Raw genomic sequence first — 18,147 nt, forward strand, 5'->3', positions numbered from 1 at the left:
TCATGAGACATGAGTGGTGAAAGTGGCAGTAGCGAGCGGCACGTGGGGGGACAGCTGGAGGAAGCGATCGAGGATTTCGCAGAATACCAGCGCATCGTTCGCGGCCGCTCCGAAGCGACCGTCCGCGGCTATTGCTCTGACTTGCGCCTGTTGGCAACGGACGTCCCGGAATTCGCAGCATTTACTCTGAACTCACTGCGCGAATGGTTGGCCCACGCCGTTGCTGAAGGCAAGTCCCGCTCCACCCTGGCGCGCCGCACCGCCGCGGTGCGCGCTTTTTCCACGTGGGCCGCGCGCGAAGGCTATCTACAATCGGATGTGGCGCAGCGCCTCGCCACGCCCAAGGTGGGCAAGCACCTGCCCACCGTGATGTCACCCACCGCAGCGGGGGAGTTGATGGGCAATGCCGTCTCCACCGATGAGGTCCACTTCTTACGCGATAGCGCCATGCTTGAATTTCTCTACGCCACCGGTGTGCGTGTGGCTGAGCTCGTCGGCCTCGACGTCGGCGATATCGACCTGTCCCGCCGCACTGCCCGCGTGACCGGTAAGGGCAATAAACAGCGCGTTGTCCCTTTCGGGGATGCAGCTCATGATGCGCTCTGCGCTTGGCTGAAGACAGGGCGCCCCGAGCTTGCTGGCGATACGGAAGCGGTGTTTGTGGGCACGCGCGGCGGGCGCATCGACGCGCGTCAGGTCCGCCGCGTCGTCGAACGCGCCGCCCAAGTGACGGGGACACCGGGGTTAACCCCGCACGGTTTGCGCCACTCGGCGGCTACGCATTTGCTCGAGGGTGGAGCGGATCTGCGCATCGTGCAAGAGCTGCTTGGTCACTCGTCGCTGCAGACCACGCAGGTCTACACTCACGTCTCCGCCCAGCGCCTTAAGGACGTCTACGCTCGCTCCCACCCGCGGGCTTGAGGCGAATGACAGGTTCGCCGAGGAGATCCAGTGGGTTGATGTAGTCCTCGCGGCCCTCAATCGCTCCCCAGTGCAGCCCCGGATAGCCATCCACGGACGGCGCGAGCGTTCCGATGATGTCTCCTTCCTGCACCTGGTCACCTTTCTTAACCCGCGCAAACACCGGTTGATAGGTGGTGCGCAGACCGTTGCCATGAGCAATCGAAAGGGCCGGTTTGCCCGCTATGGCGCCGGCGAAATACACAACGCCGTCGCCAGCGGCACGCACCTTACCGCCGACGGGTAGGTCCAGATCCACACCGCGATGCCCGGCCATCCACCGCTTCTCAGGAGGTTCGAAGCCGCGCAAGACACGCGAAGCAACCGGTTCCCCAGTGGTGGGGTCGACGAAGGCGGCGGCAAGGGGGACGTCGCCAAGCGCAGCCCAGAGGCATAGCAGGGCAGATAAACAAAGTAGACGGTGACGCATGACCTCAAGCCTGCGCGTGAGCGCGGCCCGAGGGAAGAGCGTGCGGTCGACCTGTGGATAATGCGTTAAAGAAGTAACCCATGGTGCGCCAGGGGAAAGTTTCGTGTGGCTGTCAACAAATCGGCGGCGATTAAACAGTCGCGCCGTTTGGAATCAGCGCGTGTGCAGTACTAAGCTAGCCCACAGCAGTCTGTGTTTAATGCCCGGAAGGGTTCCGCATGGATTGACTACGCGCGGCGAAGTAGTCGCTTCCTGGGTTAAGGAAGAGACAGTCCGTGGTTGACGTGGTCCCCAGGATAATGGGGTGTTAGCCAGGGCCTTCGTTGCTAGGGTGCGGGATAAAACACCGCACAATCTTGCAAAACCGAAACAATATATAGAAAGCGAGCGAAACATGGCAGTCGTAACCATGCGCGAGCTCCTCGACGCTGGCGTCCACTTCGGTCACCAGACCCGTCGCTGGAACCCGAAGATGAAGCGCTTCATCTTCACCGACCGTAACGGCATCTACATCATCGACCTGCAGCAGACGCTGACCTACATCGATGAGGCCTTCGAGTTCGTCAAGGAAACCGTCGCACACGGCGGCACCATCCTCTTCGTTGGTACTAAGAAGCAGGCTCAGGAAGCCGTTGCTGAAGAGGCTTCCCGCGTTGGTATGCCGTACGTGAACCACCGCTGGCTCGGCGGTATGCTCACCAACTTCCAGACTGTCTCCAAGCGCCTGAAGCGCATGAAGGAGCTGCAGGCTATGGATGCAGCTGAGGACGGCTACAAGGGCCGCACCAAGAAGGAAGTTCTGATGCTGACCCGTGAGCGCACCAAGCTGGAGCGCGTCCTGGGCGGTATCTCCGATATGACCAAGGCTCCGTCCGCACTGTGGATTGTTGACACCAACAAGGAGCACATCGCGGTCAAGGAAGCTCAGAAGCTTAACATCCCGGTCGTTGCCATCCTGGACACCAACTGTGATCCGGATGAGGTTGACTTCCCGATTCCGGGCAACGACGACGCTATCCGCGCCACCAAGCTGCTCTCCGGCATCATCGCCACCGCTGTGGACGAGGGCAAGAAGGCCCGCGAGGAGCGCCAGCTTGCTCAGGCCAAGGAAGCTGCCGGCGACACCGCTGAGAAGGACGCCCGCGACGCTGCTGAGGCTGCCGCTGCGTCTGACCCGGCTTCCGCAGAGAAGTCTGAGGACGCCGAGAAGTCCGCAGAGTAATCTGCATACCTTAAGCCCCCGTACCGCACGGCCCACAGTGTCCGCGGCGATGGGGGCTTTTTCTCACGTGTTTTTCTTAGCTCGTTAAGGCACGTGACACACTAGAGGGTTGAAACACCACGCAGAGGTTTCCCTCCGCTGGGGGAGTGGGCGAAAAACTACCACCCCCTCAACGCGACGTGGTGGTAGTGATTCGGCTACGCTGTTTCAACGAATACCGTTTAATTCCAAGGAGGATCGCTCCAACTATGGCGAACTACACTGCTGCAGACGTAAAGGCATTGCGTGAGGCCACCGGCGCCGGCATGCTCGATTGCAAGAAGGCTCTCGACGAGTCCCAGGGTGACTACGACAAGGCCGTTGAGTACCTGCGCATCAAGGGCGCAAAGAACGTGTCCAAGCGCGCTGAGCGTGAGGCTACCGAGGGCCTGATCGCCGTGTCCGGCAACACGATGGTGGAAATCAACTGCGAGACCGACTTCGTGGCCAAGAACGAGGCTTTCAAGTCCTTCGCTACCAAGATCGCTGAGGCTGCCGGTGAGGCCAAGGTCAACTCCGGTGAGGAGCTCAACAACCTGGAGATCGACGGCAAGAAGGTTTCCGAGGTCGTCGACGAAGAGTCCGCAAAGACCGGCGAGAAGCTGCAGGCCCGCCGCGCCGTCACCATCGAGGGTGACAACGTCGCTGTGTACCTGCACCAGCGTTCCGCTGATCTGCCGCCGGCAGTAGGTGTTCTGGTTTCCTACGAGGGCAACGCAGAAGGCGCTCACGCAGTCGCACTCCAGATCGCAGCCATGAACGCTGAGTACCTGACCCGCGAGGACGTTCCGGCTGAGATCGTTGAGAAGGAACGCGAGATCGCTGAGGCCACCACCCGCGAGGAGGGCAAGCCGGAGGCAGCCCTGCCGAAGATCGTGGAAGGCCGCCTCAACGGCTTCTACAAGTCCGTGGTTCTGCTTGAGCAGGCTTCTCTGTCTGACTCCAAGAAGACCGTTAAGCAGGTCGCAGACGAGGCCGGCACCACCATCACCGGTTTCGTCCGCTACGAGGTTGGCGCCTAAGCCTTCCTGAGACTCGTGCAGTCCGGGTGTAGAGCCCCGTGACTGCGAGTGCTCCCTCCTCCTCTTTCTCCCCAGGGCTGCGTGCTCGGCGGAAGAAACTTGGGGGAGGGAGTTCGCCGTTTTGTCCCCGCCCCTGAGGGTGGGGGTCGCACGCAGCTGAATATATGACAGCGCCTTCCTATGGTTAAGATGGAACAGAATTATTCAAGCGCTTAACTGAAGCGTCGCCATGCGTGAAGGAGACGATGAAGACCGTGACTACCCCTGAACCGAAGCGAACCGGATACAAGCGAGTCATGCTCAAACTGGGTGGTGAGATGTTCGGCGGTGGAAAGGTCGGCATCGATCCTGACGTTGTAGAAAATGTTGCCCGCCAAATCGCCGAGGTGGCGAAGCAGGGGACTGAAATCGCCGTCGTTATCGGTGGCGGTAACTTCTTCCGCGGTGCCGAGCTTTCGCAGCGCGGCATGGACCGCGCCCGCTCTGACTACATGGGCATGCTGGGCACCGTCATGAACTCCCTGGCGCTGCAGGACTTCCTCAAGCAGCAAGGCATTGACTGCCGCGTGCAGACTTCCATCAACATGGCGCAGATTGCGGAGCCTTACCTGCCGCTGCGCGCCGACCGCCACCTGGAGAAGGGCCGCGTAGTTATCTTCGGTGCCGGTATGGGCATGCCGTATTTCTCCACCGACACCACCGCCGCACAGCGCGCCCTGGAGATCGGTGCGGAGGTCCTCTTCCTGGCCAAGGCTGTCGACGGCGTCTACTCCGCCGACCCGCGCACCAACCCGGACGCGGAGCTGTACTCCGAAATCACCCCGCGCGAAGTCATTGAGAAGAACCTCAAGGTGGCTGATGCCACGGCATTTAGCCTGTGCATGGACAACAATATGCCGATTTTGGTCTTCAACCTGCTTACGGAAGGCAATATCAAGCGCGCTGTCAACGGCGAGCAGATCGGCACGCTGGTCCAGTCCTAGTACAAATAGGCCGCGACCTGCTAAATTCTTTCCCAGTACTTTTGACTATTTCAAGGGAGTTGTAACCCTCATGATCGACGAGATCCAGCTCGAAGCTGAAGAGCACATGACCGCTTCGGTTGAGCACACCCGCGAGCAGCTGCTTACCATCCGCACTGGCCGTGCCAACCCGGCTATGTTTAACGGCCTGGTTGCTGAGTACTACGGTGTGCCGACCCCGATTACCCAGATGGCCACCATCTCGGTCCCAGAGCCGCGCATGCTGCTTATCAAGCCTTATGAGCAGTCCGTGATGAACGAGATTGAGAACGCAATCCGTAACTCAGATCTGGGCGTGAACCCGACCAATGACGGACAGGTGCTGCGCGTGACCATCCCGCAGCTCACTGAAGAACGCCGCCGCGACATGGTCAAGATGGCCAAGAGCAAGGGCGAGGACGGCAAGATTGCTATCCGTAATATCCGCCGCCGTGCGATGGAACAGCTCAAGAAGCTGCAGAAGGATGGTGACGCCGGCGAGGACGAGGTTATCGCTGCCGAGAAGGAGATGGAAAAGATTACCTCCGGCTACATCGAGCAGGTGGACAAGCTCGTCGCCAATAAGGAAGAGGAGCTCATGGAGGTCTAGCCTCCGCACTTTTCAGAGCTTTGATTTGCCGCCGCGCCAGGCACCGGCCAGCACGGCGGTCTTTTCTGTGTAGAGCCAGACCACCCACGATGAGATGAGGAGCATGCGTGAGCACTGAGCACTCGAGTCGGATGCCCAAACCCAAGAATTCTGCGGGGCGAGATATGCCCGCGGCAATTGCCGTCGGCGTCGGCCTAGGCGCGCTCGTCGTCTTCGCGGTGTGGGCTGGGCCTCTTGTGTGGTACCTCGTCGTCGCCGCCGCGGTGGGCTTGGGCATGTGGGAGGTGCTTACCCGTTTGCGGGAGCACTCTTACTATGTCCCGCGCACCCTACTAATCGTTCTTGGACAAGCAATGCTCTGGGTCTCGTGGTTCCTTAACGCTCCAGGCCTTGTTGCGGTGTATGTGGTAGCGGTCCTTGCCCTCATGTTTGGGCGCCTCTTCCATAACGGCAGGCACCGCCCGCCGATTAACTATCTTCGTGATATGTCGATGGGTATTTTCGTGCTGACGTGGATCCCTTTGTTCGGCACGTTTGCCGCGATGCTCTCACGGGTGGAAACGCCGTTTGCTTCGGGGGCGGCGTCGATTGTCGTGTTTATGCTCTGCGTGGTCGCCTCAGATACCGGTGGTTTCATCGCCGGCGTAATGTTTGGCTCGCACCCCATGGCGCCGGCTGTAAGCCCCAAAAAATCATGGGAAGGATTTGCCGGCTCTGTCGTTTTCGGCACCCTTACCGGTGCGCTATCTTTCGCATTCCTTCTTCACCACAAGCCGTGGGTGGGCGCGCTCATGGGACTAGGACTGGTTTTCTGCGCCACTCTCGGTGACTTAGTGGAATCCCAGTTCAAGCGCGAACTGGGAATCAAAGATATGTCTGCCCTGCTGCCGGGGCACGGCGGCATCATGGATCGCCTGGACGGCATGCTGCCCTCCGCGATGGTGACGTGGGTGGCGATGAGCTTTCTCACCACCCTTGCGCCTTAGGGCTTAGCGGCGAGCTTGCTTGCGCACCTGACGGCGTAGCTCGAACATGCGCCAGCCGCCTACCAGGGCCATGATGAGTGCGCCAGAAATAGCGCAAATGAGGTAGGTGACGCCAGCCGGGAACTGAACGGACCAGTTAAGGAAGTTCAGCGGTACCTGGTGTTGGTTCTGCAGGATGAAGATGATGAGGACGATGAGCAGCAGGAAGCCCACGATCAGGGCAATCCACGTGCTGGCAGCGAAGGAGCCCTTCACCTTGCCATCATGCTTGTTCTCATAATCCGGCGTGGTCGGAACCGGCTCTACGGAGCCTTCGGTGGCGGGGGCTTCCGCAGAGTAATCGGTCAACGGCTCCTCGGCCGGAGTGCTGGTGCGGAATTCCTCAGGGGAGTTTTCTGGATTCGTCATGCATCTATTAAATAGGTTGAGATGTCACTTTCGCCACTCCAGCAGAGTTTAGATTGGATAATGTGGCCGAAAACGTGGAAAATGGGCTCTACCATGGCTGAACCACTGAAACTGAATTTCTCCGCTCCGCGCCGCGGGCTACCCCCGAAGCACTTCGCGGACCTGACCGAGGCCGAGCGCATTGAGGCGCTCGCGGAACTTGGCCTGCCCAAGTTCCGGGCAAAGCAGCTGGCCAAGCACTACTACGTCCACCACACCGCCGATGTTTCCGAGATGACGGATATCCCGGCCGCCGCCCGCGAGGCGGTCCAAGAGCGTTTGTTCCCTACGCTCATGCAGCCCATTCGTCAGACCTCCACCGACGATGGGGAAACCACCAAGTCCCTATGGCGCTTGCACGACGGCACCCTGTTGGAGTCCGTGCTCATGCGCTACCCAGGTCGCGCCACCTTGTGTATCTCCTCCCAGGCTGGCTGCGGCATGGCCTGCCCGTTCTGCGCCACCGGCCAGGGCGGGTTGGACCGCAACCTGTCCACCGCGGAAATCGTGGAGCAGTTTAGGCACGCCGCTCGCCTCATGGAAGAGGAAGGCGGGCGCCTAAGCAACGTTGTCTTCATGGGTATGGGCGAGCCGCTGGCCAACTACAAGCGCGTGGTCCATGCAGTGCGGCAGATCACCGGTTCCGACCTTAGCGGTTTCGGCCTTTCCCAGCGCAATGTCACGGTGTCGACGGTCGGCTTGGCCCCGGCCATCCGCAAACTCGCAGATGAAGATTTGTCTTGCACCCTCGCAGTCTCCCTGCACACCCCGGACGATGAGCTGCGCGATACCCTCGTGCCGGTCAACAACCGCTGGCCGGTTGAAGAAGTGCTCGATGCCGCTAAGTACTACGCCGATAAGTCGGGCCGCCGCGTGTCCATCGAGTATGCGTTGATCCGCGATAAGAACGATCAGGATTTCCGCGCCGACATGCTGGGCCGGAAGCTGCATGCGGCACTGGGCTCTAAGGTCCACGTCAACGTTATTCCGCTTAACCCCACACCGGGCTCGGAGTGGGACGCTGCCCCGAGGGCGCGCCAGGACGAGTTCGTTCGCCGCGTCATCGCGCAAGGCGTGCCGTGCACCGTGCGCGATACCAAGGGGGATGAAATCGCTGCGGCTTGTGGTCAGCTCGCCGCTGATGAGCGCGAGACCGCTTAGGCGCCCTGCTTACAGTTTCCTAACAATAGTTTTGCCGGAGGACAAAGCATTAATGGTTCTTGATACCGTTAATGCTTATGACTCATCCTTATCGAGAGGACTTAGCCGCTGATCCGCGCACCCAAGCTCTGGCTGTGCGCGATCTGCGCAAGTCCTTTGGTTCTCAGATCGCTGTCAATAGCCTCAACCTGGATGTTCCACGCGGATCCATCTACGGGATAGTGGGGCCCAACGGTGCGGGCAAGACCACGATGCTGACCATGGCTTGTGGTCTCCAGCGCCCCGATTCGGGCCAGAGCTTCATTGCTGGTCACAATGTGTGGGAGGAGCCCATTCCCGCCAAGCAGGCCATGGGCTTGCTCATGGATGGGGCACCGGTCTTTGATCGCCTCACGGGCGCAGAGTATTTGCACTACCTCGGTGCTTTGCACAAACTGGAGCGCACCGAATCGCTGCGCCGTGCACAGGAGCTTCTCGACGCCCTCTCCCTCTCCGATGCCGCCGATAAGCGCATCGCGGATTATTCCGCCGGCATGACCAAGAAGATCCTCTTAGCGGGAGCCGTCCTGCACAACCCAGAGGTGCTCATCTTGGATGAGCCGCTGGAAGCAGTGGATCCGGTCTCTGGACGCCTCATCCAGCAGATGCTGCGCGCCTATGCCTCGCGTGGCGGAACAGTCATTTTGTCTTCACACGTTATGGAGCTCGTCGAGGGGCTGTGTGACCACGTGGCCATCATCAACGGCGGCCAAGTTATCACCGCAGGCCACGTGGATGATGTTCGACAGGGCCAAAGTCTCAGCGATCTGTTCATCGCGGCCGTTGGGGGACGGGACCTGGACGCCTCGAAGTTTGGATGGCTGCGCTCCCCGTCGGCAGGTGACGCTGAATGACATCCACTCTGTTCAGACTTCACCGCACCCTGTGGTGGCGCAGCGTTGCCTCCAACCCGTCGACGCTCATCATGGGACTCATGATGCTGATCTACGGGGCAATCGGTCTCGTTTCGCTAGCATTCATGGTGTATACCGATATCACCACCCCGGGCCACGGTTATCAAGCGCTGACCGTCGGGGTGGCAGGCGGCATGCTGATCTACGTACTCCTCGCTCTCTTCATGCCGGCGGGGGAGAACCAACTGAGCCCGACAACCTTAGGAGCCCTTCCTCTGACTCCCCGCGAGGTTCTTCCGGGCCTTTTCTTGTCAGGTCTGCTGACCACCCGTGCCATCATGTCGGTCATCTTTTCCCTGGTGTATGCGGTCATCGGAAGTGTTTTTCTCATTCTGACGGGGCCAGGGTGGGCTGCAGTGCCCTTCGTCGTCGGCATGGTTTTATCGTGCGCGACGACCATCATCTTCGGCGAATGCCTTGGTCAAGTGGCCTCCGCCATCGCAGATTCCCAGAAATCCCGCACCCAAATTGCGGCAATGGTGGTTATGGGCCTCCTGGTCTTTGGCATGCTGCAGGCACAGAGCGTTCTGGAGTCCTTGCCGCCGCTTCATACCGTGGGCGCGATCAGCGCCTGGACACCGTTTGGTGCTGGGGTGGGGTGGGCGCTCGCGCTTGCCGACGGCCACTTCCTCACCGCCCTAGCCCAACTACTGATCGCGGTGGCCAGCCTTGGCCTGCTGGGCTGGGTGTGGTCGCGCCAGATATCCAGCCTCATGCGCAATCCGGGAGCGGGTGGTGACGTAGCCAGCGAGGTGACAGGAAAGGGTGTGTCCAAGTTGGAGCTGGGCGCGTGGTCTTATTCCAGGCCTGCGGCGATGGAATATACCCGCGCGTTGCGTTATCTCGTGCGCGATAAGCGGCAGACAGGGATGCTCTACATGATGCCTTTGTTTGGCGTGCTGACGCTCTATCAGTTGTGGAAGGGCGATGATTTCACCGCCTATTTTATGCTCTGTTTCAGCGCCATCGTGCTCTCTTCGCTCTTGGCTAATGATTATGGCTTCGATGGGCCATCGAATTGGGTCCACATGGTGGCGCCGGTTGCCCCACGCACCATCCTTCATGCGCGCCACCTCGCACACGTGACTATTCCTTTTCTTGGGTTCGTTCTGCTTGCCGTAGTGGTTCTTGTCTTTAGTGAGAACTTCACCTTGGGCTTGTTGTGCACAGCTGTGGCCGTAGGTGTGTTTATCTCTACGGCGGCGGTGGGCTTGGGCCTGACCGTGCTGAACCCTTATCCCTTGTCCGCTCCTGGGCAGAACCGGTGGAACGATAAGTCTGGCTATTCTGCTGGTGCTTTTCTCACTGCGTTTGTCGGCATGCTGTTGGTGTGGGTGCCCGCGCTTCCCGGCATCGTGATTTCTGCCTTCAGCTATGAGCGCGGCGGCTGGTTGTTGTATGCCGCGTTGATTGTTTCCGTGCTGGTTCCGGCGCTTGTCTACGCCGGTGTCTGGCGGTTTGCCGGAAACAGGGCGCAGGCGCGAACCCCGGAGATTTACGCTACGGTAAACCGTTACGTGAGCTAGGGGTTGAGCAGACAGTACAAAAGCTCCCTTCCATGTGCAGTTCATTCATGAACTGCGGGAAGGGAGCTTGTGTTTAAAGCGAAGAAGCTTTAGTTAGCCACCGGCTTGGCAGCGTGGCGGCCTTCGGTTACGCCGCGGAGGTGAGCAACGCGGGAAGGCTCAATGTTGAGGGCACGCAGCTCATCGTCGGTCAGGGAAGCGTAGACGTTGCCAACGGTCTTCTGCTCATAGGCCCAATCCGGCTCCGCGTGGCCCACCGGCTTGTTACGGGCGGTCAGGGTACGCACCTGGGAGAGCTTCGGCTGCAGAGCGTAAATCACCAGACCAAGGGCAATAAGAATTGCCAGTGCGATAAGCCAGACCGTCTCCACGTGGCCCTTGTGGTTACCAAAGTTATAAGCAAGCAGGAAGGCGACGGACGTCCAACCAGCGATCTGTACGCCCGAGCGGCTGATGCGGGACCAACCGAAACCTGCGGACGGGACGTCATCGGTGGATACGCCGTCGAAAACCTGCGATGCCGGCTTGTGGGAAGACACTTGCTCTCCTTTGCGTGTACATGCAGCTCACCCGGGATAGAACTAGTTGAGTCGAGCGAGCGCACGAAAAATGCCAGTTATTCTGTGTAGTAGTTTAAATGATTCTGCCGATAACCGCGATTAAACACCCCCGACTATCGCTAGTGCAGCGCTCACGACTCTTGCTTGGGTTGACCGGCTAGGGTTGACAGGGTGAATACCCAACGCATTCTTATTCTCGGCTCTACAGGCTCGATTGGCACCCAGGCTCTGGACGTTATCGCGGATAACCCGGATAAGTTCACAGTCGTGGGTATCGCCGCCGGCGGTTCCAACCCGCAGCTCGTCATTGAGCAGGCTCGTGCCCTCAACCTTTCGTTTGACCACGTGGCCGTCGCCAAGCCCGATGCGGCACGCACCGTTTCCGAGGCCCTCGGAGGCACCGTGCTCTCGGGCCCAGACTCTGCCGAGGAGCTGGTTAAGGCGGTGGACGCCGATAAGGTCCTCAACGCGCTTGTGGGCTCCATGGGCTTGGCCTCCACCATCGCCACCTTGGAGAAGGGCGAACTATTGGCGTTGGCGAACAAAGAATCCCTCGTTGCCGGTGGTTCCATCGTGACCCGCTTGGCGGGGGAGGGCCAGATCATTCCGGTGGATTCCGAGCACTCCGCCATGGCGCAGTGCCTGCGTGCAGGCAGCGGCGTGGAGCTTGAGCGCCTCGTTCTCACCGCCTCCGGTGGACCTTTCCGCGGGTGGGGACGCGAGGAGATGTGGGATGTCACCCCACAGCAGGCAGCACAGCACCCGACGTGGTCGATGGGGCAGATGAACACCCTGAATTCGGCGACTTTGGTGAATAAGGGGCTGGAGCTCATCGAGGCGACGCTGCTTTTCGACGTCCACCCGGACCTCATTGACGTCACCGTCCACCCCCAATCCATCGTGCATTCCATGGCCACCTTCACCGATGGCTGCACGATTGCACAATGCTCCCCGCCGTCGATGAAGCTCCCGATCTCCTTGGCGCTGGACTGGCCGCACCGCGTGCCAGGCGCGCAGCCGGCGCTGGACTTTTCCACCGCGCATGAGTGGCGCTTCGAGCCGCTCGATGACGAAGCCTTCCCGGCCGTCCGCCTTGCCCGTGAGGTGGCCGCTGCCGGAGGCACCCACGCTGCCGTATATAACGCCGCGAACGAGGAGGCAGCAGCTGCTTTCCTGGCGGGCCGTATTCACTTCCCGGAAATTGTGGACGTGGTTAGCCACGTCGTGGGGCAGGCCTCAGAGTTTGCTGGTGTACCCTCTAGCGTCGATGATGTCCTCGCCGTGGAAGGTGAGGCCCGCCGTCGCGCTAATGCGATGGTGGATTCGCTCGCTCGTTAGAAAGCCCCCTAGTTTATGGCACATGTCCTCGGTATAGTCCTCTTCGCTGTGGGGATCGGCATCACCGTTGCCTTGCACGAGGCAGGCCACATGCTTACTGCCCGCGCTTTCGGTATGCGGGTGCGACGCTACTTCATCGGCTTTGGGCCGCGCGTCGCCTCTTTTACACGTGGCCACACCGAGTATGGCCTTGCGGCATTTCCGGTAGGTGGCTTTTGCGATATTGCGGGAATGACGGCGCAGGATGAATTCCTCACGGAGGAAGAAGAGCCCTATGCCATGTACAAGAAGCCGGCGTGGCAGCGGATCATCGTGCTGGCTGGTGGTATCACAGTCAACCTGCTGTTGGGATTCATTATCCTGTTGATGATCGCAATGACCACGGGCTTGCCCAACCCAGACGCGGATGTTCGCCCGCGTGTAGGGGAGGTCTCCTGTGCCGCGAATCAGAATGCCGAGGGCGAATTAGAACCCTGCCAGGGGCTGGGCCCAGCCGGCGAAGCGGGTGTGGAACCAGGGGATATCGTTGTCGCGCTCAACGGCGAAACTATGGACTCCTTCGCGCAGCTTCGCGATACCGTCATGAACTACTCCGGTGACACCGTCACCCTTACCGTCGAGCGGGATGGTGCACCGCGTGATTTCGATATCACGCTTGCAACAGTGACCCGGCTCAACGCGGAGGGGCAGCTGGTGAAGGTCGGTGCCATCGGCATGACCAACCAGATTATCGATATCAGGGAGACCTACTCCTTTGTCGACGCTATCCCGGCCACCGCTCGCTATTCGGGATATGCCTTGAACGCTACCGTCCAGGGCATCGCCCAATTCCCGGCAAAGATTCCGGGTGTGGTGGCTTCTATCTTCGGGCAGGAGCGTGATGTCAACGGGCCCATGTCTGTGGTGGGGGCCTCCCGCGTGGGCGGCGAGCTGGTGGAGCGCAGTCTGTGGTCCTCCTTCTTTATGATGCTGGCCACCCTCAATTTCTTCCTCGCGCTGTTCAACCTCATTCCGCTTCCGCCTTTTGACGGCGGTCACATCGCCGTCATTTTCTACGAGAAGATTCGTGATGCCCTGCGCCGTCTTATGGGCAAGGAACCGAAGGGTCCGGCGGATTACACCAAGCTCATGCCGGTGACCTATGTGCTGGCTTTTGTTCTGATGGCGGTGGGTGCGCTCATCATGATTGCGGACGTGGTCAACCCAATTCGGCTGTTTGGCTAGTGATCTAGCTGCCTGCTCCCGCTGTCGTGCGCGGTGCTAGAGTAGGGGCGTTAAAACCCAATTAGCAAGGAGCACACATGTCGACCCCTATTGGTCTTGGTATTCCCGACGGCCCACCTCCCACCTTGGCGCCGCGCCGCAAGACGCGTCAGCTCATGGTTGGCCAGGTTGGCGTGGGCTCTGACCACCCCATCTCCGTGCAGTCGATGACCACGACGAAGACGCATGATGTCAACGCCACCCTTCAGCAGATTGCTCAGCTGACCGCCAGTGGCTGCGATATCGTTCGCGTGGCTTGTCCGAAGACGGTGGATGCGGAGGCTTTGCCGGCAATTGCGCAGAAGTCTCCGATCCCGGTGATTGCCGATATTCACTTCCAGCCCAAGTACATCTTTGCCGCCATCGATGCCGGCTGTGCTGCTGTCCGCGTCAACCCGGGCAACATCAAGGAATTTGATGGCCGCGTCAAGGAGGTAGCAAAGGCAGCCGGCGATGCTGGTATTCCGATTCGCATTGGCGTTAACGCAGGCTCCCTGGACAAGCGCATCATGGAGAAGTACGGCAAGGCCACCCCGGAGGCTCTTGTTGAATCCGCACTGTGGGAGGCTGGCCTATTTGAGGAGCACGGTTATGGCGATATCGCCATTTCCGTGAAGCACAATGACCCGGTCGTCATGGTGGAGGCCTACCGCCAGCTCGCCGCTCAGTGTGACTACCCGCTGCACCTCGGTGTTACCGAGGCTGGCCCCGCATTCCAGGGCACCATCAAGTCTTCGGTCGCTTTCGGTGCCCTGCTTGCCGAAGGCATCGGTGACACCATCCGCGTGTCCTTGTCCGCGGACCCGGTCGAGGAGATCAAGGTCGGTGACCAGATTCTGCAGTCCCTCAACTTGCGCCCGCGCAAGCTGGAGATTGTCTCCTGCCCGTCCTGTGGTCGCGCACAGGTGGACGTGTACAAACTGGCCAACGAGGTCACCGAGGGGCTTGACGGTATGGAGTTCCCGCTGCGCGTGGCCGTCATGGGCTGCGTGGTGAATGGTCCGGGCGAGGCCCGCGACGCTGACCTTGGCGTAGCTTCCGGTAACGGCAAGGGCCAGATCTTCGTTAAGGGTGAGGTCATCAAGACCGTTCCTGAATCCAAGATTGTGGAAACGCTCATCGAAGAGGCAATGCGTCTGGCAGAAGAGCAGGGCTTGGAAGCCGTGGAAGGCGCCAAGGCTGAGGTTCGCGTTACCAAGTAGTCCACCTGCGGTGTGGGGCGGCCGTCAGGCCGCCCTTGGCTGCTACGCTGCCCAGTCATGAAGAAGTTCGTGGCGCTGCTCGGTGCGGCAAGCATCGCGGCGTCGTCCTTGGTGGGATGTACCCCCAAGCCGGTGTCCGCACGCCCAGTTGCTGAGCAATTCCTAGAAGACATGGAAACCCGCAACAATGAGGACTTGGCGCAGCTCGTTGATGACAGCACCACCGCCACGAACACTCTCGACGCAACCTTCGCGGGCCTGCAAGCAGAGGGCCTCGACGTTGAATTGACCGGGGTTGATCAGCAAGAGGCCCAAGCCACCGCGCACTATTCGGTGACGTGGAACCTGCCGCGCAATCGTTCCTTGCGCTATGACACCTCGATGGCCTTGACCCGCAAGGAGAAAGACTGGACGGTTCGCTGGCAGCCCAGCATTATCCATCCTGATCTCGGCGCGCACCAGCATCTTGAGCTGCGTTCGATCGCGCCGAAGCGCGCAGGCGTTGTCTCCTCCGATGGGGTGGAACTCATGTCTCCGGGCTTGCAATACCGGCTCGTCGTCGACACCGACGCCGTCGACGATCCCCGCCCCGTCGCCGCGAAAGTATCCGGCGCGCTGAGCCAGGCGCACCGGGAGGATGATTCCTTCCCCGAAATTGATTCCGGAGAGCTTGCCAAGAATCTTGAAGAGGTTGATGGCGCTTATTCGGTCACCATGCTCAATGAGGCTCAGGCAGCGCGGCTGCGCCCAGTCCTGGAGAACCAGAAGGGGATTCGCTTTAACGAGGAACCGGCGCTCATTACGCGCGATACTGGTTTGGCCCCAGATATCCTCGCCCGCGTGCGTTCTCTGGTCTCCGAAGACGTAGACGGCAAGAATGGTTGGTCCGTCTCGGTAGTCAACGAGCACGGCGCCGCGCTTTCCGACGTCGAGTATCACGAACCCGAGGCAGCCCCTTCCGTCAAAGTTTCGCTGGACTACGACGTCCAGCGTGCCGCTCAAGAAGCGGTCAATCTGCGCCCCGAGTACGAGGCCATGATCGTGGCCATGCGCCCCTCGACGGGCGAGATACTTGCTGTGGCCCAAACTCCAGAAGCGGATAAGAAGGGCGATATTGCCCTCCAAGGACAGTTCCCTCCCGGATCGGTGTTTAAGATCATTACGGCCTCGGCGGGCGTCGACAAGCAAGGCCTTTCGCCAGACTCCATCGTGCCGTGCCCCGGAACCATGGACCTGTATGGGCGAACCGTGACCAACTACAACGGTTTCTCCCTCGGCTCGGTGCCGCTGCGCCAAGCCTTCGCGCAATCTTGTAACACCACCTTCGCGCAGATCTCGACGGACCTGCCGAAGGGAGAGCTGCGCGATGTGGGCAAGCAATATGGCTTAGGCATCGACTATGAGGTGCCGGGGCTGTCGACGCTTACCGGCTCCGTCCCCGAGGGCGAGACTCCTCTGGAGCGCACGGAAGCTGGCTATGGTCAGGGCCTGGACCTTGTGTCTCCCTTTGGCATGGCCCTTGTCTCTTCGACAGTTGCGGCAGGCAAGACCCCGACGCCAACGCTCATCGAGTCACGCGAAACCAAGGTTTCCGAGGAGGTCCCCGCGCCCAGCGAGGAAACCCTGGCTCACGTGCGTGACATGATGCGCCAAGTAGTGGCGAGCGGTACCGCCGCAGGAATGCAGGCCCAGGGGACCGTCTACGGCAAGACCGGTGAGGCGGAGATCAATGGTGGCTCACACGCCTGGTTTACCGGCTACCGCGATGACGATATCGCTTTCGCAACTCTGGTTGTTCTGGGCGGTGGATCGACGATTTCCGTCAACATCACGGACAATTTCCTGCAGCGCCTCGACGCCCTCCGCGCGGAAGGCCACGGCGAGGTTGCTCCCGCACAAGAGCAGTAGCGTGCGCTCATTAGCGCGCCCATGGTGCTCTTTGTCGGGTGCTGGGGAAGAGGGCTACCATGAGTAGTTATGACTAAGCGCGCGATGCTGAAACAAGAAAAAGATACCCCAATCCGCAAGGTACCGAAGGATATTGAGCGCCCCGAGTATGTGTGGAAGGACACGGTTCAGGAAGCTCAGGGCGAGCCATTCGTGCAGACCCCGGAGGTTATTGAGGCTATGCGTGAGGCCTCCCGGATTGCCGCCAACGCCCTTCAGGAGGCGGGAAAGGCTGTGGCTCCCGGTGTGACCACGGATGAGATTGACCGCGTTGCGCACGAGTACATGTGTGGCCACGGCGCATACCCGTCGACGCTGGGATACCTGGGTTTCCCGAAATCCTGCTGTGTTTCCCTCAATGAGATTGTCTGCCACGGCATCCCGGATACCACGGTGATCGAGGACGGCGATATTGTCAATATCGATGTCACTGCGTTCAAGAATGGTGTCCACGGCGATACCAACGCTACTTTCCTTGCTGGCAACGTCACCGAGGAACACAAGCTGCTGGTAGAGCGCACCAAGGAAGCGATGATGCGCGGCATTAAGGCCGCTAAGCCGGGCCGTGAGATTAATGTCATCGGACGCGTCATCGAGTCTTATGCTCACCGCTTTGGCTACAACGTGGTCACTGACTTTACCGGTCACGGTGTGGGCCCCACCTTCCACAACGGGCTGGTCGTTCTGCACTATGATTCCATGACCTACCGCGACATCCTCGAGCCCGGAATGACCTTGACTATCGAGCCGATGATCAACCTGGGTTCCCTGGATTATGAGATCTGGGATAACGGCTGGACCGTCCAGAACACCGATGGCAAGTTCACCGCCCAGTTCGAGCACACCATCGTCATCACCGATGATGGCAACGAGATCCTCACCCTGCCGGATGAGGCCTAGCGTTTAAGTGTCAAGCACTTAAACATTGCCAAGAAGAAACAAAGCCCTCCACCTTCCCCGTGCAATACACGGTGGGGTGGAGGGCTTTGTGCTGCCAGTAAAGAGCGCTAACTAGAAGGAGACGTTCTTCAAAGCCTGGCCAACGTAGTCCGGGATGATGCCGGAGTACACAGCGTAGTTGTAGGCAGCAACAGCGGAGGAAACAGCAGCAGCGGCAACCATAGCGATGGTGCCACCACGCCAGAGGTCCAGCCACTGCGGAACCTTCGAGGGGTTCTTGGTGGAGCCGAAGGCGTCAGCACCATTACCGGTGATGTTGCCGTCGGTTACGCCGCCCAGCTTGGAGGAAAGGGAGCCGCCGCCCTCAGAAGAGAGTGCGGAAGACATCTCGGAAGAGGTAGCGTCCTTCTGGAGCTCCTCCTGAACCTGCTGCTCGGTCAGGCCGGAGCCCTCAACGGCCTCAGCGGCGGAAGCAACGGTGGTGCCAGCGAAGGCGACGGTGACGGCGGTTGCAGCAGCAACGGCGGCGGTGCGGAATTTACGCATCTTAAGTAAAGCCTTTCAGAAAGTGGGTTAGACG

18 protein-coding genes are annotated in these 18,147 nt (G+C 60.1%); 14 read left to right on the top strand and 4 right to left on the bottom strand.

Annotated elements, in window-relative coordinates; all coding sequences use genetic code 11:
• Positions 1–9 precede the first annotated feature (9 nt).
• The gene (locus tag HMPREF3147_RS05495; protein ID WP_070445561.1) at positions 10–921 is read left to right on the top strand and encodes a tyrosine recombinase XerC; all 912 of its coding nucleotides are present in this window, start codon (positions 10–12) and stop codon (positions 919–921) included.
• On the opposite strand, the gene HMPREF3147_RS05500 is transcribed toward HMPREF3147_RS05495, so the two are convergent.
• Positions 884–1,390, bottom strand: a complete 507-nt coding sequence (locus HMPREF3147_RS05500; protein ID WP_070445564.1) for a M23 family metallopeptidase — start codon at positions 1,388–1,390, stop codon at positions 884–886. The genes HMPREF3147_RS05495 and HMPREF3147_RS05500 overlap by 38 nt on opposite strands.
• Positions 1,391–1,784: 394 nt before the next feature.
• On the opposite strand from HMPREF3147_RS05500, the gene rpsB reads away from it, so the two are divergent.
• The 5 genes from rpsB (at position 1,785) to HMPREF3147_RS05525 (ending at position 6,270) form a co-directional block, all read left to right on the top strand.
• Positions 1,785–2,612, top strand: coding sequence for a 30S ribosomal protein S2 (gene rpsB / locus HMPREF3147_RS05505; protein WP_010190382.1), 828 nt, complete (start codon positions 1,785–1,787; stop codon positions 2,610–2,612).
• A 248-nt stretch (positions 2,613–2,860) separates the two neighbouring features.
• On the top strand, positions 2,861–3,673 hold the full coding sequence (gene tsf, locus HMPREF3147_RS05510; protein ID WP_070445567.1) for a translation elongation factor Ts: 813 nt from the start codon (positions 2,861–2,863) through the stop codon (positions 3,671–3,673).
• Positions 3,674–3,918: 245 nt separating this feature from the next.
• Positions 3,919–4,656 carry a UMP kinase gene (pyrH, locus tag HMPREF3147_RS05515; RefSeq protein WP_010190380.1) on the top strand — a complete coding sequence of 246 codons (738 nt, stop codon included), beginning with the start codon at positions 3,919–3,921 and terminating at the stop codon, positions 4,654–4,656.
• A gap of 70 nt (positions 4,657–4,726) precedes the next feature.
• Positions 4,727–5,284 carry a ribosome recycling factor gene (gene frr / locus HMPREF3147_RS05520; protein ID WP_010190379.1) on the top strand — a complete coding sequence of 186 codons (558 nt, stop codon included), beginning with the start codon at positions 4,727–4,729 and terminating at the stop codon, positions 5,282–5,284.
• A 131-nt stretch (positions 5,285–5,415) separates the two neighbouring features.
• Positions 5,416–6,270, top strand: coding sequence for a phosphatidate cytidylyltransferase (locus HMPREF3147_RS05525; protein WP_174878629.1), 855 nt, complete (start codon positions 5,416–5,418; stop codon positions 6,268–6,270).
• A 3-nt stretch (positions 6,271–6,273) separates the two neighbouring features.
• On the opposite strand, the gene HMPREF3147_RS05530 is transcribed toward HMPREF3147_RS05525, so the two are convergent.
• Positions 6,274–6,678: a LapA family protein gene (locus tag HMPREF3147_RS05530; protein ID WP_070445571.1), complete on the bottom strand. Its 405-nt coding sequence runs from the start codon at positions 6,676–6,678 to the stop codon at positions 6,274–6,276.
• A gap of 93 nt (positions 6,679–6,771) precedes the next feature.
• Between HMPREF3147_RS05530 and rlmN the strand changes: the two genes are divergently transcribed.
• The 3 genes from rlmN (at position 6,772) to HMPREF3147_RS05545 (ending at position 10,357) form a co-directional block, all read left to right on the top strand.
• Entirely contained in the window at positions 6,772–7,878 is a 1,107-nt protein-coding gene (rlmN, locus tag HMPREF3147_RS05535; RefSeq protein WP_070445738.1) for a dual-specificity RNA methyltransferase RlmN, read from the top strand.
• 71 nt (positions 7,879–7,949) lie between these two features.
• The gene (locus HMPREF3147_RS05540; RefSeq protein WP_070445575.1) at positions 7,950–8,771 is read left to right on the top strand and encodes an ABC transporter ATP-binding protein; all 822 of its coding nucleotides are present in this window, start codon (positions 7,950–7,952) and stop codon (positions 8,769–8,771) included.
• Complete coding sequence (locus HMPREF3147_RS05545) at positions 8,768–10,357, top strand: ABC transporter permease (protein WP_070445594.1); 1,590 nt, start codon at positions 8,768–8,770, stop codon at positions 10,355–10,357. The genes HMPREF3147_RS05540 and HMPREF3147_RS05545 overlap by 4 nt, the downstream gene beginning before the upstream one ends.
• An 89-nt stretch (positions 10,358–10,446) precedes the next feature.
• On the opposite strand, the gene HMPREF3147_RS05550 is transcribed toward HMPREF3147_RS05545, so the two are convergent.
• Positions 10,447–10,896, bottom strand: a complete 450-nt coding sequence (locus tag HMPREF3147_RS05550) for a DUF2631 domain-containing protein (RefSeq protein WP_070445597.1) — start codon at positions 10,894–10,896, stop codon at positions 10,447–10,449.
• A 192-nt stretch (positions 10,897–11,088) separates the two neighbouring features.
• Here HMPREF3147_RS05550 and dxr point away from each other — a divergent pair, with 192 nt between their 5' ends.
• The 5 genes from dxr to map all read left to right on the top strand — a co-directional run bounded on the left by dxr (position 11,089) and on the right by map (position 17,567).
• Positions 11,089–12,255: a 1-deoxy-D-xylulose-5-phosphate reductoisomerase gene (gene dxr / locus HMPREF3147_RS05555; RefSeq protein ID WP_070445599.1), complete on the top strand. Its 1,167-nt coding sequence runs from the start codon at positions 11,089–11,091 to the stop codon at positions 12,253–12,255.
• 15 nt (positions 12,256–12,270) lie between these two features.
• On the top strand, positions 12,271–13,479 hold the full coding sequence (locus HMPREF3147_RS05560; RefSeq protein ID WP_070445602.1) for a M50 family metallopeptidase: 1,209 nt from the start codon (positions 12,271–12,273) through the stop codon (positions 13,477–13,479).
• Between the two features lie 77 nt (positions 13,480–13,556).
• Positions 13,557–14,720: a flavodoxin-dependent (E)-4-hydroxy-3-methylbut-2-enyl-diphosphate synthase gene (ispG, locus tag HMPREF3147_RS05565; RefSeq protein WP_070445607.1), complete on the top strand. Its 1,164-nt coding sequence runs from the start codon at positions 13,557–13,559 to the stop codon at positions 14,718–14,720.
• A gap of 57 nt (positions 14,721–14,777) precedes the next feature.
• Positions 14,778–16,628 carry a penicillin-binding transpeptidase domain-containing protein gene (locus HMPREF3147_RS05570; RefSeq protein ID WP_070445610.1) on the top strand — a complete coding sequence of 617 codons (1,851 nt, stop codon included), beginning with the start codon at positions 14,778–14,780 and terminating at the stop codon, positions 16,626–16,628.
• Between the two features lie 69 nt (positions 16,629–16,697).
• Positions 16,698–17,567: a type I methionyl aminopeptidase gene (map, locus tag HMPREF3147_RS05575; protein ID WP_070445613.1), complete on the top strand. Its 870-nt coding sequence runs from the start codon at positions 16,698–16,700 to the stop codon at positions 17,565–17,567.
• 111 nt (positions 17,568–17,678) lie between these two features.
• Here map and HMPREF3147_RS13000 read toward each other — a convergent pair whose 3' ends face one another.
• Positions 17,679–18,113 carry a hypothetical protein gene (locus HMPREF3147_RS13000; RefSeq protein WP_246815731.1) on the bottom strand — a complete coding sequence of 145 codons (435 nt, stop codon included), beginning with the start codon at positions 18,111–18,113 and terminating at the stop codon, positions 17,679–17,681.
• Between the last annotated feature and the right edge of the window lie 34 nt (positions 18,114–18,147).

It is taken from the genome of Corynebacterium sp. HMSC05D03, from assembly GCF_001807205.1.
Taxonomy (GTDB): domain Bacteria; phylum Actinomycetota; class Actinomycetes; order Mycobacteriales; family Mycobacteriaceae; genus Corynebacterium; species Corynebacterium aurimucosum.